The organism is Microbispora sitophila (genome assembly GCF_014892245.1).
GTDB lineage: Bacteria > Actinomycetota > Actinomycetes > Streptosporangiales > Streptosporangiaceae > Microbispora > Microbispora siamensis.
In genome coordinates this window covers 1-14,457 of record NZ_JADBGC010000004.1, presented here as the reverse complement: position 1 = coordinate 14,457, position 14,457 = coordinate 1, and the positions used below count along the sequence as shown (strand labels likewise).

Annotated in this window: 10 protein-coding genes; 7 read left to right on the top strand and 3 right to left on the bottom strand. The window is 72.8% G+C overall.

The features are described 5' to 3' along the window. The first annotated feature begins 45 nt into the window (after nt 1–45). Complete coding sequence (locus IL992_RS08060) at nt 46–570, top strand: DinB family protein (RefSeq protein ID WP_193202702.1); 525 nt, start codon at nt 46–48, stop codon at nt 568–570. Then, the gene (locus IL992_RS08055; RefSeq protein ID WP_226872555.1) at nt 567–1,760 is read left to right on the top strand and encodes a MalY/PatB family protein; all 1,194 of its coding nucleotides are present in this window, start codon (nt 567–569) and stop codon (nt 1,758–1,760) included. Before IL992_RS08060 ends, IL992_RS08055 begins: the two co-directional genes overlap by 4 nt. A 125-nt stretch (nt 1,761–1,885) precedes the next feature. Here the strand turns inward: IL992_RS08055 and IL992_RS08050 are convergent, their stop codons facing one another. Then, entirely contained in the window at nt 1,886–2,668 is a 783-nt protein-coding gene (locus IL992_RS08050; protein WP_193202701.1) for a hypothetical protein, read from the bottom strand. 160 nt (nt 2,669–2,828) lie between these two features. Next, on the bottom strand, nt 2,829–4,190 hold the full coding sequence (gene glnA, locus IL992_RS08045; protein ID WP_193203042.1) for a type I glutamate--ammonia ligase: 1,362 nt from the start codon (nt 4,188–4,190) through the stop codon (nt 2,829–2,831). A 279-nt stretch (nt 4,191–4,469) separates the two neighbouring features. On the opposite strand from glnA, the gene IL992_RS08040 reads away from it, so the two are divergent. After that, nucleotides 4,470–6,524 (top strand): sensor histidine kinase, encoded by a 2,055-nt coding sequence (locus IL992_RS08040; protein WP_319018419.1) that lies wholly within the window; start codon nt 4,470–4,472, stop codon nt 6,522–6,524. Here the strand turns inward: IL992_RS08040 and IL992_RS08035 are convergent, their stop codons facing one another. After that, nucleotides 6,525–7,487: an ArsR/SmtB family transcription factor gene (locus tag IL992_RS08035; protein ID WP_319018418.1), complete on the bottom strand. Its 963-nt coding sequence runs from the start codon at nt 7,485–7,487 to the stop codon at nt 6,525–6,527. A gap of 75 nt (nt 7,488–7,562) precedes the next feature. Here IL992_RS08035 and IL992_RS08030 point away from each other — a divergent pair, with 75 nt between their 5' ends. The 4 genes from IL992_RS08030 to IL992_RS08015 all read left to right on the top strand — a co-directional run bounded on the left by IL992_RS08030 (nt 7,563) and on the right by IL992_RS08015 (nt 14,339). Next, entirely contained in the window at nt 7,563–8,768 is a 1,206-nt protein-coding gene (locus IL992_RS08030) for an MDR family MFS transporter (protein WP_319018417.1), read from the top strand. A 173-nt stretch (nt 8,769–8,941) separates the two neighbouring features. Continuing rightward, nucleotides 8,942–10,966 carry a sensor histidine kinase gene (locus IL992_RS08025; RefSeq protein WP_226872554.1) on the top strand — a complete coding sequence of 675 codons (2,025 nt, stop codon included), beginning with the start codon at nt 8,942–8,944 and terminating at the stop codon, nt 10,964–10,966. 83 nt (nt 10,967–11,049) lie between these two features. Beyond that, complete coding sequence (locus IL992_RS48250; RefSeq protein ID WP_193202699.1) at nt 11,050–12,540, top strand: BTAD domain-containing putative transcriptional regulator; 1,491 nt, start codon at nt 11,050–11,052, stop codon at nt 12,538–12,540. Nucleotides 12,541–12,590: 50 nt separating this feature from the next. Continuing rightward, nucleotides 12,591–14,339 (top strand): NAD+ synthase, encoded by a 1,749-nt coding sequence (locus tag IL992_RS08015; RefSeq protein WP_193202698.1) that lies wholly within the window; start codon nt 12,591–12,593, stop codon nt 14,337–14,339. The last annotated feature ends 118 nt before the right edge of the window (nt 14,340–14,457 follow it).

Sequence of the window (14,457 nt, the reverse complement as noted above, 5' to 3'; positions counted from 1 at the left end):
GCTATCGTCACCGCCTGAACCAGTGACGCGGCATCGGAGGCCGTGGTGATCGACAACGACGACTACCTCTACTTCGCCCGCCGGGCCCTCGACGGGATGACCGGCATCGTCGCCGAGCTCGGCGACGACCTCGCCAACGTCCGGCCGCCCTTCCCGGGCGCGAACTCTCCTTACGCCCTGCTCACCCACTGCCTGGGCGTGGTCTCGTACTGGGCGGGCGCACTCGTGGCGGGCCGGGAGGTGGTCCGGGACCGCGACGCGGAGTTCGCCGCGGCCGGGCCCGTCGGCCCCCTGCTCGAACGGGCCGCCGCCGTACGGGACCGGCTGGCGGTGGACGTGCGGGCCGCGCGGCCGGCCGAGCCGCTGCGGGGCACGCCGCCCGCCGCGTTCCTCGGGCCCGCGCGCGAGCTGACCCAGGGGGCGGCGCTCCTGCACGTGTACGAGGAGCTGGCCCAGCACCACGGCCAGATGGAGATCCTGCGCGACTGGATCGTCGCCTGCGCGATCACTCCCGGGATCGGCTCCGAGATCCACCCCGGGATCGACTCCGGGACGAAAGGACAATCATGACCCGCGACCCCTTCTCCCACGTCGACGTCGACCGGCTGCGGTCCGGGTACGGCGTCAAGTGGGGCTCCCTGGCGCCCGGCGTCCTCGGCGCGTGGGTCGCCGACATGGACTTCGGCGTGCCGCCGGCCGTACGGGAGTCCGTGATCCGGCTGGCCGAGCGGGAGGACTTCGGCTACCCGTTCTGGCGGGGCGAGGACCCGGTGGCCGAGGCGTTCGCGGAGCGGATGGCCGCGCGGCACGGCTGGACGCCGCGGCCGGGCCGCGTCCGCGTGCTGACCGACCTGATCCAGATCCTCCAGGTGATGGTCGAGCACGCCACCCGGCCCGGCGACGGGGTGGCGATCCACGTGCCGTCCTATCCGCCGTTCCTGGCGAGCATCGCGCGGGCGGGGCGCCGGATCGTGCCGCTGCCCATGACGCGAACCGGACACGGCTGGGGCTTCGCGGCCGAAGGGCTGGCCGATCGGCTGCGGGCGGCGGGCTGCCGCATGCTGGTGCTCGTCAACCCGCACAACCCGACCGGCCGGGTCTTCACCCGGGAGGAACTGGAGGCGCTCGCCGAAGCGGCCGAGGAGCTGGACCTGGTGGTCGTCTCGGACGAGATCCACGCCGACCTCGCCTACGCGCCGCACCGCCACATCCCGTTCGCCTCGCTCGGGCCCGCCGCGGCGGCGCGGACGATCACCGCGACCTCCGCCACGAAGACGTTCAACATCGCCGGGCTGCGCTGCGCCGTCGCCCACATCGGGCACGACGGCGTGTGGGAGGCGCTGGCGCGCATGCCGTACGACTACTTCGGCACGCCGACCATGGTGGGCCGGGCGGCCACGGTCGCGGCGTGGCGGGAGTCGGCGGACTGGCACGCGGACCTGATGCGGACGCTGGAGCACAACCGGCGGACGATCGAGCGGTGGGCCGCGGACCTGCCGTGGGACCTCGGCCACCACTCGCCGCAGGCCACCTACCTGAGCTGGTTCGACTTCACCGGCACGCCGCTCGGGGGCGTCGCCCCCGCCGAGCGCCTGGAACGCGAGGCGGGGGTCAAACTGGCCGAGGGCACCGAGTTCGCGCAGGAGACGCCGGTGGACACCGCCGGGTTCGCACGGCTCAACTTCGCCACGAGCCCGGCGGTCCTGGACGAGATCCTCGGCCGCATCAGGGCGGCCGTGTCCGGCGGATCGTCCTCCTGAGCGAGGCTCCACCTGCCGGGTGGTCGCGGGTCACCGGGACCACCCGGCCGGGCCCGTCACTCGCGGGGCGGTGCCACCCGCCGGGGCGGTGTCACTCGCGCAGGGCGGCGGCCGGCCGGGCGATGTCACTGACGGGGCAGGATCCAGGTCGCCTTGGCGGCGGCGACGAGCGTGCCGTCCACCTCGTAGACCGCGCTCGTGCCGAACAGCTTGCGGCCGTCGCGGCCCTCCGCCCGGGCCACGACCGAATACCTGCCCAACGGGTAGACCCGGCGGAAGACCTGCCCGGTCAGCCGCCCGAGCAGCGGGGGCTGGATGGGCCGCCGATCCGGGAAGCTGCGGTAGTGCGCCCATCCGGTGACGCAGTCCAGCGCCGCCCAGACGATCGAGTCGGGGACCACGCCCTGCTCGTCGGTGACGTTGAACGGCACCCGCCAGCCGGCGGCCACGAGCTCGGCGCCCTCCGCGGGGGCCTCCACCGGATCCTTCGCCGGGTCATTCACTGGGCCGGGGAAGATCCGCAGCCCGTCGCCCGGCTCGCGCAGACCACAGGCGAAGCAGCCCGCGATGGCGTGGCCGTGCCTGCCGGGGAAGCCCGCCTCCGCGCGGGCCGCCTCGGTGAACCGCACGAACGGCGGTGGCGTCAGCGTCTCGGCGACGGGGATCGCCTCGACGAGGTGGCTGTCGCCCTGGCTGAGGACGACGGCGTTGCCGACGTGCTCGACCGGCAGGTCGGTCTCCAGCGGGACCGGTCTACGAAGGGTGACCTCCACCGGCGAGTCGTGACCGCCCCCCGTCAGCGTGCCGGCGAGGGTGCCCGCGATCCATCCGCCGTTGGCGGTGCCCTCGGGTCCCCGGAAACGCTTCGGTACGGTCAGAACGGTCTGCAGCCCCGCAGCCGCCGTCATATGGCCCACGCCCTCCCTGGATCACGTCTTGATACGGCTCACCCGTAAAAGTCGTAACAAGTGAACCGATTTTACTGTTCCGGCGTAGGGACCAGCCAAACAGACGAGAGTGTCAGGAATATTTGCCGCCTGTAACGCCGCAGTGACGCAGTGATCTCCGTCAGAGCACGGGCAGGTAGCGGCCGAGTTCGTACTCGGTCACCTGACGGCGGTAATCCTGCCACTCCGCGCGCTTGTTGCGCAGGAAGTAGTCGAAGACGTGCTCGCCCAGCGTCTCGGCGACCAGTTCGCTGTGCTCCATCGCCACGATCGCCTCGTCCAGCGACTGGGGCAGCGGCTGGATGCCGAGCGCCCGCCGCTCCGCGCTGGTCAGCGCCCACACGTCGTCCTCGGCGCCCGGCGGCATCTCGTACCCCTCCTCGATGCCCTTCAGCCCGGCGGCCAGGATGACGGCGAAGGCGAGGTAGGGGTTGCAGGAGGAGTCCACCGACCGGAACTCGATGCGGGTCGAGCCGCCCTTGTGCGGCTTGTACATAGGCACGCGCACGAGGGCGGAGCGGTTGTTGTGCCCCCAGCAGATGTACGCGGGGGCCTCGCCGCCGGCTCCGGCGATCGCCTCGGCGCCGCCCCACAGCCGCTTGTAGGAGTTGACCCACTGGTTGCACACCGCGGTGATCTCCGCCGCGTGCCGGAGCAGGCCGCCGATGAACGACCGGCCGATCTTGGACAGCTGGTAGTCGGCGCCGGGCTCGTAGAAGGCGTTGCGGTCGCCCTCGAACAGCGACATGTGGGTGTGCATGCCGGACCCTGGGTAGTCGGTGAACGGCTTGGGCATGAACGAGGCCCACACGCCCTGCTCCAGCGCCACCTCCTTCATGACCAGCCGGAACGTCATGATGTTGTCGGCCGTGGTCAGCGCGTCGGCGTAGCGGAGGTCGATCTCCTGCTGGCCCGGCGCACCCTCGTGGTGGCTGAACTCCACCGAGATGCCCATCGACTCCAGCATCATGATGGCGTTGCGGCGGAAGTCGTGGCCCGCGCTGTGCGGCGTGTGGTCGAAGTAGCCGCCCTCGTCTATGGGCTGGGGCTTGTCGCCCTTCTCCGGCCGGTTGCGGAGCAGGAAGAACTCCACCTCGGGGTGGGTGTAGAACGTGAAGCCCATGTCGGCCGCCTTGGCCAGCGTCCGCTTGAGCACGAAGCGCGGGTCGGCGTGCGACGGCGAGCCGTCCGGCATCAGGATGTCGCAGAACATGCGGGCGGCGCCCGGCGACTCGCTGCGCCACGGGAGGATCTGAAACGTCGACGGGTCGGGCTTGGCCAGCATGTCCGACTCGTAGACCCGCGAGAAGCCCTCGATCGCCGAGCCGTCGAAGCCGATGCCCTCGGCGAAGGCGCCCTCCAACTCGGCCGGCGCGATCGCCACCGACTTCAGGAAGCCGAGCACGTCGGTGAACCACAGCCGGATGAACCGGATGTCTCGCTCTTCGAGCGTGCGGAGGACGAATTCCTGCTGGCGGTCCAAGGCGTACCTCACGGAGTTACAGGTCTGGTCGCCTACCAGTCTGCCCTCTGAGTGTTTCACAGGGGTTACGACAGGGTGTGAGCCGCCTGTCCTGCGGATCACCGCGGACCCGGGACGGCGACGGCGCCCGGAGGGACGGACCGATACGGTGACGAACATCACACCGAACAAAACTCGTGGCCGGGTCGTCGTTGCTGTTGATCCGGCGTTGATCGCGTGTCGACCCGCGCGCCTTACCTTCCCGGCATGCCGGTGCACAATCCGAAGGAGCCCCCGTCCGTGGCACGACCGCTGCTCGACTCCGCGGAACCCCGGCTGCGGCGGCTGCGGGCGCTCGACTGGCCGGGCCGGGTGCTGGCGCTCGGGCCCGCCGTCGCGGTGGCGATCGCGGGCGTGGCGATCTGCCTGGAACTGGCCGACATCTGGGTGACCGCCCAGTTGCCGGACGCTCCCTACACGCCGCTGCCGTTCGCGCCCGAGGACGTCGCGGGCACCACGTTCCCGATCTTCGGCGCGCTGCTGGTGATCTCGCGGCCCCGGCTGCTGCTCGGCTGGCTGCTGTGCCTGGGCGGCCTGGGCTCGGCCGCCAACATCCTCGCCGCCAACACGGCGGCCCTGCTCGTCCACAACGGCGGCCATCCGCTGGTCCACCCGCTCTGGGTGTTCGCCGACGGCGTGTGGAACCTCACGACGTACGCGCTCGGGGTGCTGCTGCCGCTGCTCTATCCCACCGGGCGCATCCTGTCCAAGCGATGGTGCGTGCCCGGGGGCGTGACCGCCACGGCCCTCGCCCTCGACTGGCTGTGCTCGCTGATCGCCCCGTCGAGCGTGCGCACCGGCTACAACGCGCTGGAGGTGGCGGCCTTCGCGCCGTACTACCAGGGCACCCGGCAGGTGATGCACACGGTCGTCGCGGTGGGCATGGCGCTGGCGTTCTCCTCGCTCGTCGTCCGCTTCAACCGGGCCGACGGGATCGAGCGCCGCCAGATCCTGTGGCCGCTGGTCGCCATGGCCGGGGTGGTGATCCCCTGGGTGATCGGCTCTCCGGTCTGGTGGACGGCCTCGCTCACGCTCCCCCTGGTGCCGGCCGCGATCGCGGTCGCCGTGCTGCGCTACCGGCTGTACGGCATCGACACGCTGATCAGCAGGGCCCTCGTCGGCGCGGGCCTGGTCGGCGTCGTGGCCGCCGTCTACGTGCTCGTCGGAGCGGGCTCCAGCCTGGTCCTGTCCGGCGTCGACCGGTTCGCCGGGCTGGCCGCGGCCCTGTTCGCCGGCGCGTTCTTCCACCCCATCCGCAACGGCCTGCAGCGCCTCGTCGACCGCGCGCTGTACGGCAGGGGCGGCGACCCGCTCGCGCTCGCCGCCGGGCTGCGGCGGCGGCTGCAGCACGCCGACCCCGCGCACGCCCTGCTGGCCGCCCTGGAGGTGCTGCGCGAGGGCCTGTCGGTCACCGGCATCGCGGTGGAGATCGACGGGACCGTCACGACGAGCGGGCGGCCCGGTCCCGTGACGCGGGAGATGCCGCTGGTCTGGCACGGTGAGCCAGTCGGCCGCCTGCTCATCGGCCCGCCGGGCGGTCGCCGCTTCCCCGCCGCCCACGACGAGCGCGTGATCGCGGTGCTGGCGCCGTACGTCGCCGACGCCGCGCACACCGTGTCGCTGACCACAGCGCTGCAGCGCTCCCGCGAGCGCATCCTGACAGCCCGGGAGGAGGAACGGCGGCGGCTGCGCCGCGACCTGCACGACGGGCTCGGGCAGACGCTGGCGTCGATGGCGATGACGATCAACATGGCGCGCCACAGCCTGGAACGGTCCCCGGAGACGGCCGACTCCCTGCTGCGGGACCTGCGCGAGGGCATGAACAGCGTCACCGCCGACGTCCGCCAGCTCGTGTACGGCCTGCGTCCCCCCGCGCTCGACGACCTCGGCCTGGCGGGAGCCGTACGGGCCCTGGCCGAGGAGGCGCGCCCGGGCCTGGCCGCGGGCGAGGACTCGGTGGCCGAGGTCGAGGTGACCGGGGACATGACCGGGCTGCCCGCCGCCGTGGAGGTGGCGGCCTACCGCATCGTGCAGGAGGCGCTGACCAACGTGCGCAAGCACGCGCGGGCCCGGCGCGTGCGGCTGGTCCTGCACAGGAACGGCGAGCTGCGGGTCGTCGTGGCCGACGACGGCGTGGGACTGCCGCCGGGCCGCAGGTCGGGCGTGGGCATGACCTCGATGGCCGAGCGGGCGGCCGAGCTGGGCGGCACCTGCGCCGTCACCTCCGAACCCGGCCGCGGCACGACGGTCACCGCGCGGCTGCCCGCCGTGCCCGCCCCGCCCGGCCTGGGGTGATCAGCAGACCGCGGCGAGCGACTCTCCGACGGGTGTCCGCCGATAGAGCACCTCGCGGCCGAGCCTCCGCCGCGCCACCAGGCCCGCGTCGGACAGCACGGCGAGGTGCTGGCTGACCGCGCCCGGCGTGAGGCCGAGCCGCCGGGCGAGCCGGGTGGTCGAGCCGGGCTCGGCCAGCGCGGTGAGCACCTGCGCCCGGGTGCGGCCGATGAGCGCGGCCAGCGCCTCGGGCGTGCACGAAGTGCCGTCCGACCACAGCGTCCCGACGCCCCGCGCCGGGTAGCACAGCATCGGCAGGTAGGGCTCGTACATCACCCAGACATCCGGCCAGGAGAAGGCGCTCGGCACGAGGACGAGGCCGTCCCCGCCGAGGTCGCCGTCGTAGGCGCAGTTCTTGACCGTGACGAGCCGGTCGCCGTGCCAGGCGACGTCCGGGTGCAGGTCGGCGAACAGCTCACGCACTCCCCCGGCCGCCAGCGTGCGGGCCCGCCACATGACGTCGGCCTCCAGCAGCGCGCGGATACTGGGCCAGAACTCCTCGAACGCGATCGTCCAGTACTCCCGCAGCTGGTCGGCCACCCGCCGCACGCCCTCCGCGGGATCGTCGGCGAACCGCCGCAGCGCCGCGGGATCGGGCGTCTGCACCCACACCATTTCCTCGTACGCCGTGTCGGGTGGCGTGGCGCGCACCCGCTCCAGCTCGGCGGCGAAGTCCGGCAACGGGGTGTCGGGCGGCGGAGTGAGGAAGTCGGGGATGTAGCCGCTCGCCGGGACCAGCGCGAACAGGTCGGTGAGATCCACCTCGCGCAGGCGCGGCCCTACGGCCCGCAGCCACGGCAGGTGCAGCGAGTGGCGGCCGGGTGCGCGCAGCACCCGGAGGCTGGCCACCAGCTCCCACATCGGGGAGAACGCGAAGCGCAGCCGCGCCACGTCTTCCGGCGTGAACCGCCACTCCACCGGCACGGCCGCTCCCCCCACGTTTCAGCCAGGGCTAAAAGATTGGCATGGCACATCCCGATTGTCCAAGGGTGGACGTCTGTGACCACTGTGATTAACAGGACGGGCTTCCTCCGGTCGAGGACCGGCGGCCTGCCCCGTCCGTTCTGGGTGCTGTTCGGCGGAACGTTCGTCAACCGGCTCGGCACGATGGTGGAGCCGTTCATCGGCATCTACCTCACGCAGGCGCGCGGCGTCTCCCTCGCCAACGCGGGGCTGGTCATGACGATGTTCGGCGTGGGATCGCTGCTGTCGCAGCCGGTCGCCGGATGGCTGGCCGACCGCCTCGGGCGCCGGGTCACGCTCACCGGCGGCATGGTCGCCACGGCCGTCACCATGGTCGCGCTCGGCTACACGACCAGCGTGCCGGGGCTCGTCGTGGGGATGCTCGTGCTGGGCATCGTGGTGGACGCCTACCGGCCCGCGTCGCAGGCGATCGTCGCCGACCTGGTGCCGCCCGAGGACCGGCCTCGGGCGTTCGGGCTGCTGTTCTGGGCCATCAACCTCGGCTTCTCCGTCGCGATGGTGGCCGGCGGCTGGCTCGCCCGTTCGGGCTTCACGGTGCTGTTCTGGGTGGACGCCGTCACCTGCCTGATCTTCGGCCTCCTGGTGTGGCGGGCGATCCCGGAGACCCGCCCGGCCCGCGAGGACGCGCAGCCCGGCCGGTTCGCCGACGTGCTCCGCGACCGGCTCATGCTGGCCTTCGTGCTGGCCAATCTGGCGTACGCGCTGGTCTACCTGCAGGCGTACAGCACGCTGCCGCTCGCCATGACCGGGCAGGGGCTGCCCACGAGCGCGTACGGCATGGCGATGGCGGTCAACGGCCTGCTGATCGTGGTCGTCCAGCCGCTCACGAACTCGTGGCTGGCCAGATTCGATCCGTCGAAGGTGCTCGCGGCCGGGTTCGCGCTCGTCGGGTTCGGGTTCGCGCTGACCTCGCTGATGTCGTCCGCGGCCGGGCACGCGGCGGCCGTGGCCGTCTGGACGCTCGGCGAGGTGCTCACGGCCGGGATCCCCGGCGCCATCGTCGCGGCGCTCGCTCCGCCCCACCTGCGCGGGCGTTACTCGGGCCTGTACGGCCTGGCCTGGTCGGCCGGCTCCCTGCTCGCTCCCCTGGTGGGCACCCGGCTGCTGGCCGCCGCCCCCGGGCTGGTGTGGCCCCTGTTCGGCGGCCTCGGCCTGCTCGCGGCGGCGGGCCAGCTCCTCATCGGCCGCGCCGTCCGCCGCCGCTCCGCCCAGACGGCGTAAGCCCTCAGGGATTGGGGCGCCGCTGCGCCGGGCTGAAGCTCCGGTCCTCGCGAAGCCCGCTCCGCTGGGCCTTCGCTGCGGTCCTCCCTCCCGCCCGCTCCGCTCCTTACCTCTCAACCAGCTGGCCGTTTCCTGGTCAGAGCGGAACGGGACAGGACATAATCCATCCCAGGATGGACGAGAACCCCCCAGCCTTTCCCGCGCGGGCGGTGGCCTGGGTGATGGCGGCCGTGGCACTGGTCCTGACCCTCGTGGGGGTGCTGGTCCAGATCCGGATCCCCGCGGAGTGGCAGCCGCACCCCCCGCTGACGCCGGACTTCGGCGTCGCGCTCACGTTCCCGCTCACGGGAGCGTTCCTGGTGTCCCAGCGGCCCCGGTTCAGCACGGCGTGGCTGATCTGCGTGGGCGGCCTGCTGGGATCGGCCAACGTGGCCTTCACGGCGCTGATGTTCCATTGGGCGTCGCAGGGCGACATGGGGGCGGCCATCACGGCCCGGGCGATCCAGCTGACCTGCTGGGCGGTGTCGGGACTGCTGCTGGCGGTCCTGGTTCCGCTCTACTCGCCCACCGGGGCGCTCCCCTCCCGCGGCTGGCGCGTGGTCGTCGCCGCCGGTGCCGTCGCCACCCTCGCCGAGGTGGTCCTGGGGCTGCTGCGGCCCGACCCCGATCCCGCGGACTACCCCTGGCCGATGGTGATCCACAACCCGCTGCAGGTCAGAGGCCTCGTCCCGTATTACGGCACGGCGTGGGACGTCCTGCAGTACGCGATCCAGGTCTGCGTGGTGGCGGCGCTGGCCTCGCTCGTGCTCCGATTGCGGCGCGCCGATCCCGTGACGCGGCGGCAGATCGCCTGGCCGCTGTCCGTCTTCGCCGTGTACGTGGCGCTGTACCTGCTCGGCCCTGCGATGTGGCTGCCCGCGACGCTGTGGACGGCGCTCATCCCGTTCGCGATCCTCTTCGCGGCGCTGCGCTACCGGCTGTACGGCATCGACACGGTGATCAGCCGGACCTTCGTCACCGCCGGGCTCCTGGGCACGATCAGCGCCGTCTACTTCGGGGTCGGGGCGGTCTCCAGCCTGGTCGTCTCCGGATATCACCAGGTGGCCGGGCTCGCGGCGGCGCTGTTCGCCGGCGGGTTCTTCCAGCCGCTGCGCCGCGTCCTGCAACGCGTGGTCGACCGCGCGCTGTACGGGAGGGTGGGCGATCCGGCGCTGCTCGCCGAACGGCTGACGCAGGAGGTGCGGCGGGCCGACCCCGCCGACGCGCTCGCGTCGGTGGTGACGGTCGTGCGCGAGGGCCTGGCCGTGGAGGGGGTCGCCGTCGAGATCGCCGACGGCAGGCCGCGATACGTCGAGAGCGGCCAGGCCGGGCCGTCGCCCCGCGAGGTGCCGCTGGTTTGGCACGGCGAGCCGGTGGGCCGGCTGCTCGTCGGCCCGCCCGGGGCACGGCGCTTCGCCGCCGCCCACGACGAGCGGGTGCTCGCCACGCTGCTCCCCTACGTGGCCGACGTGGCCCACGCCGTGCGGATGGCCGCCGACCTCCAGCGCTCGCGCGAGCGCATCCTCGCCGCCCGCGAGGAGGAGCGCAGGCGGCTGCGCCGCGACCTGCACGACGGGCTCGGCCAGACCCTCGGCGCGATGGCGATGACGATCAACATGGCCAGGATCAGCCTGGCCAAGTCCCCGGACACGGCCGACAACCTGCTGCGGGACCTGCGGACCGGCATGGACGCGGTGGCCGGCGACATCCGCGAGCTCGTGTACGGCCTGCGGCCCCCGGCCCTCGACGACCTGGGGCTGGAGGGAGCCGTACGGGCGCTGGCGGAGGAGACGCTGCCCGCGGGGACGGACGGCGTCGAGGACGTCTCGGTGCGGGTGGACGGCGACCTGGCCGGGCTGCCCGCCGCCGTGGAGGTCGCGGTGTACCGCATCGTGCAGGAGGCGCTGAACAACGTGCGCCGCCACGCGCGGGCGGCCCGCGTCGAGGTCCGCGTCACGCGCTCCCCCGCCGGGGACGGCGGCGGCGAGCTGCGGGTGACGGTCGCCGACGACGGCGTCGGCCCGCCCGCCCGGCTGCGCGCGGGGGTCGGCCTGTCCTCGATGCGCGAGCGCGCGGCCGAGCTGGGCGGAAGCTGCGTGGTCACCGCGCCCGAGACCGGCGGCACGGTCGTCGAGGCCCGGTTCCCCCTCACCGCCTGAGCGCCCGCGCCGTCCGCCTCGTGACCCAACCGAGAGGCGCGTGGCACGACCGGGAGGGCCACTGCCTCTACGCTTACCGTGCGATGGTGACTTTTCGTGCTCTTGGGCCGTTCGAAGCGATTTCCGATGGCGAGACGCTCGACCTGGGCGGCCAGCGGCAACAGGCCGTGCTCGCCCGGTTGCTCGTGGCCGGAGGGCGCGCCGTACCGGTGAGCGTGCTGATCGACGAGCTGTGGCCCGGCGAGCCGCCCGCCCAGGCGTTGTCCACGATCCAGGGGTACGTCTCCCGGCTGCGGCGGGCGCTCGAACCGAACCGCGCGCCACGCGAGGAGGCCGGCGTCCTGGTGTCGGCCCCGCCCGGCTACGCGCTGCGGGCGGACGTCGATGACGTGGACTCCTGGCGCTTCGAGCACCTGGTCAAGAGCGACCACGAGAGCCCGGCCGCGACGCTGGAGCGGATGGAGACGGCTCTCGCCCTGTGGCGCGGGCCCGCGCTCGCCGGGTTCCAGGAGCTGGCCTGGGCGCAGGCCGAGGCCACGCGGCTGGACGAGCTTCGCCTGCTCGCCGTGGAGCGCCGCGCGGACGCCGCGCTGCGGCTGGGCCGCACCGGCCCGATGATCCCCGACCTGGAGGCGCACGCGTCGGCGCACCCGCTGCGGGAGGAGGCCTGGCGGCTGCTGGCGCTCGCGCTCTACCGCGCCGGACGGCAGGGGGACGCGCTCGGCGCGCTGCGGCGGGCCCGTGAGGCGCTGCGCGACGAGCTCGGGCTCGACCTCGGCCCCACCTTGCAGCGGCTCGAGCAGGACATCCTCGTCCAGGCGGAGCATCTGGACGCCCCCGACCCGGCCGCAGGCGGGCCGTCGAGCGGGGCCTCCGAGGCCGCGCCGTCCGCGCCGGATGAGAGGGCGGCCGCCCGGGCGGCGGCCCTGCGCGTGCTGATCGCCGACGACCAGGCGCTGGTGCGCACCGGTCTCAAGGTGATCCTCGACAGCGAGCCGGGGCTCGACCTCGTCGGGGAGGCGGAGAACGGCGAGCAGGCGATCGCGCTCGTCCAGTCGGTGCGGCCCGATGTGGTGCTCATGGACATCCAGATGCCGCGCCTGGACGGCCTGGCCGCGGCCCGGCGGATCCTCGCGGCGGAGGCGCCGCCAAAGGTGATCATGATGACCACCTTCGGCACCGACGAGAACCTCTACGCCGCCCTGCGGGCCGGCGTGAGTGGCTTCGTGCTGAAGACCTCCGCGCCCGAGCAGCTCATCGCGGCGATCCGGGCCGCCGTCGCGGGTGACGCGCTGCTCGACCCGGCGGTCACCACACACCTCATCGCGGCCTTCGCCGGGCGGCGCGACCCGGCGGCGCCGGAGGGCCTTTCCGACTCCGACATCGACCTGATCAAGCTCGTCGCCCGGGGCTTCACCAACCGGCAGATCGCGATGACGCTCGCCGTGCCGGAACAGGAGGTCGCCGACGAGGTCACGGCGCTGCTGCGCGGCCTCGGGCTGGTCGACCGCGCCCAGCTCGTGGTCCTGGCGTACGAAAGAGGGCTGGTCAGCCCGGGGTCGCCCGGCACCTGACCCTTATCGTCGCTTTGACGACAACTAATCGGACACCTTAGGGTGGGACCGTGGCTCAACTGCGTATCGCTCTCGCCCAGACCAATCCGGTCGTCGGTGACATCGCCGGCAACGCCGACATGCTCGTCGAGTGGACCCGCAGGGCCGCCGAGCGCGGCGCGCACCTCGTGGTGTTCCCCGAGATGTTCCTGACCGGCTACCCCGCCGAGGACCTGGTGCTCCGGTCGTCGTTCGTGGAGGCGTCGATCACGGCGCTGTCGAAGGCGGCCACGCGACTCGCCGACGAGGGGCTCGGCGATCTCCCCGTCGTGGTGGGCTACCTCGACCGGGCCGACCTCGCCCCGCGCGTGGGACAGCCCAAGGGCGCCCCGCTCGACGCGGTCGCTCTGCTCCACGAGGGCCAGGTCGTGACGAAGTCGGCCAAGCACCACCTGCCGAACTACGGGGTGTTCGACGAGTACCGCTACTTCGTGCGCGGCGACCGCCTGCCGATCTTCCGCCTGCACGGCGTGGACGTCGCCGTGGCCGTGTGCGAGGACCTGTGGCAGGACGGCGGTCCCGTGTCGGTGGTCGCCGAGGCCGGCGCCGGCCTGCTCGTCGTCCCCAACGGCTCGCCGTACGAGACGAACAAGGACGACGTGCGGCTGGAGCTGTGCGCGCGGCGGGCCCGCGAGGCGGGCTGCGCGCTCGCCTACGTGAACATGGTCGGCGGCCAGGACGAGCTGGTCTTCGACGGCGACTCGCTCATCGTGGACGCCTCCGGGGAACTGGTCGCCCGCGCGCCGCAGTTCGAGGAGGACCTGTTCGTCACCGACCTGGAGCTCCCGGAGGGCACGGGTGAGCTCGGCGAGTCCCGCCACGACGCCCACGACGGCACGGTCATCACGGTCGAGCGGGTGCTGCTGTCGGCCACGCCGGTCGAGCCGTACGAACCGGAGGCGCCGGTCGTCGCCGAGCGGCTGGACGACCTGGCGGAGATCTACAACGCGCTCGTGCTCGGCGTGCGTGACTACGTGCGCAAGAACGGCTTCCGGTCGGTCATCCTCGGCCTGTCCGGCGGCATCGACTCCGCCCTGACCGCGACGATCGCCGCCGACGCCGTCGGGCCGGAGCGGGTACACGTGGTGCTGATGCCCTCGCGTTACTCCTCGGACCACTCGATCACGGACGCGGAGGAGCTGGTGCGCCGCCAGGGCCTCAACTCCCAGGTCGTCCCGATCGCCGACATCGTCTCGGCGTTCGAGAAGGAGATCGAGCTGCACGGCCTCGCGGCCGAGAACCTGCAGGCCCGCGTGCGCGGCATGCTGCTGATGAGCCTGTCGAACGAGCACGGCCACCTGGTGCTGACCACCGGCAACAAGAGCGAGCTGGCCACCGGCTACTCCACGCTGTACGGCGACTCGGCGGGCGGGTTCGCGCCGATCAAGGACGTGCTCAAGAGCGTGGTCTGGAAGCTCTCGGAGTGGCGCAACGCCCAGCCCGGGCAGCCCCCGATCCCGGAGAACTCGATCACCAAGGAGCCGAGCGCGGAGCTGCGGCCCGACCAGCGGGACACCGACTCGCTCCCGCCGTACGAGGTGCTCGACCGGCTGCTGCGCGACTACGTCGAGCGGGACATGGGCCGCGACGAGCTGGTCGCGGCCGGGCACGACCCCGAGCTGGTCACACAGATCATCCGCCTGGTGGACCTGGCCGAGTACAAGCGCCGCCAGTACCCGCCGGGCCCGAAGATCACGCCCAAGAACTTCGGCCGCGACCGCCGCCTGCCCATCACCACCCGCTGGCGCGAGCGCCTCTAGGTGTACTGACCACGGACGTTGGTGACGTCGGTGGAGAAAAGCGACCTTGAGGTTGCATGGGTGAGGGCTTTCGTGGCTCGGTGTGTAGCGACCAAACCGCAGCACCGACCAGAAAGCC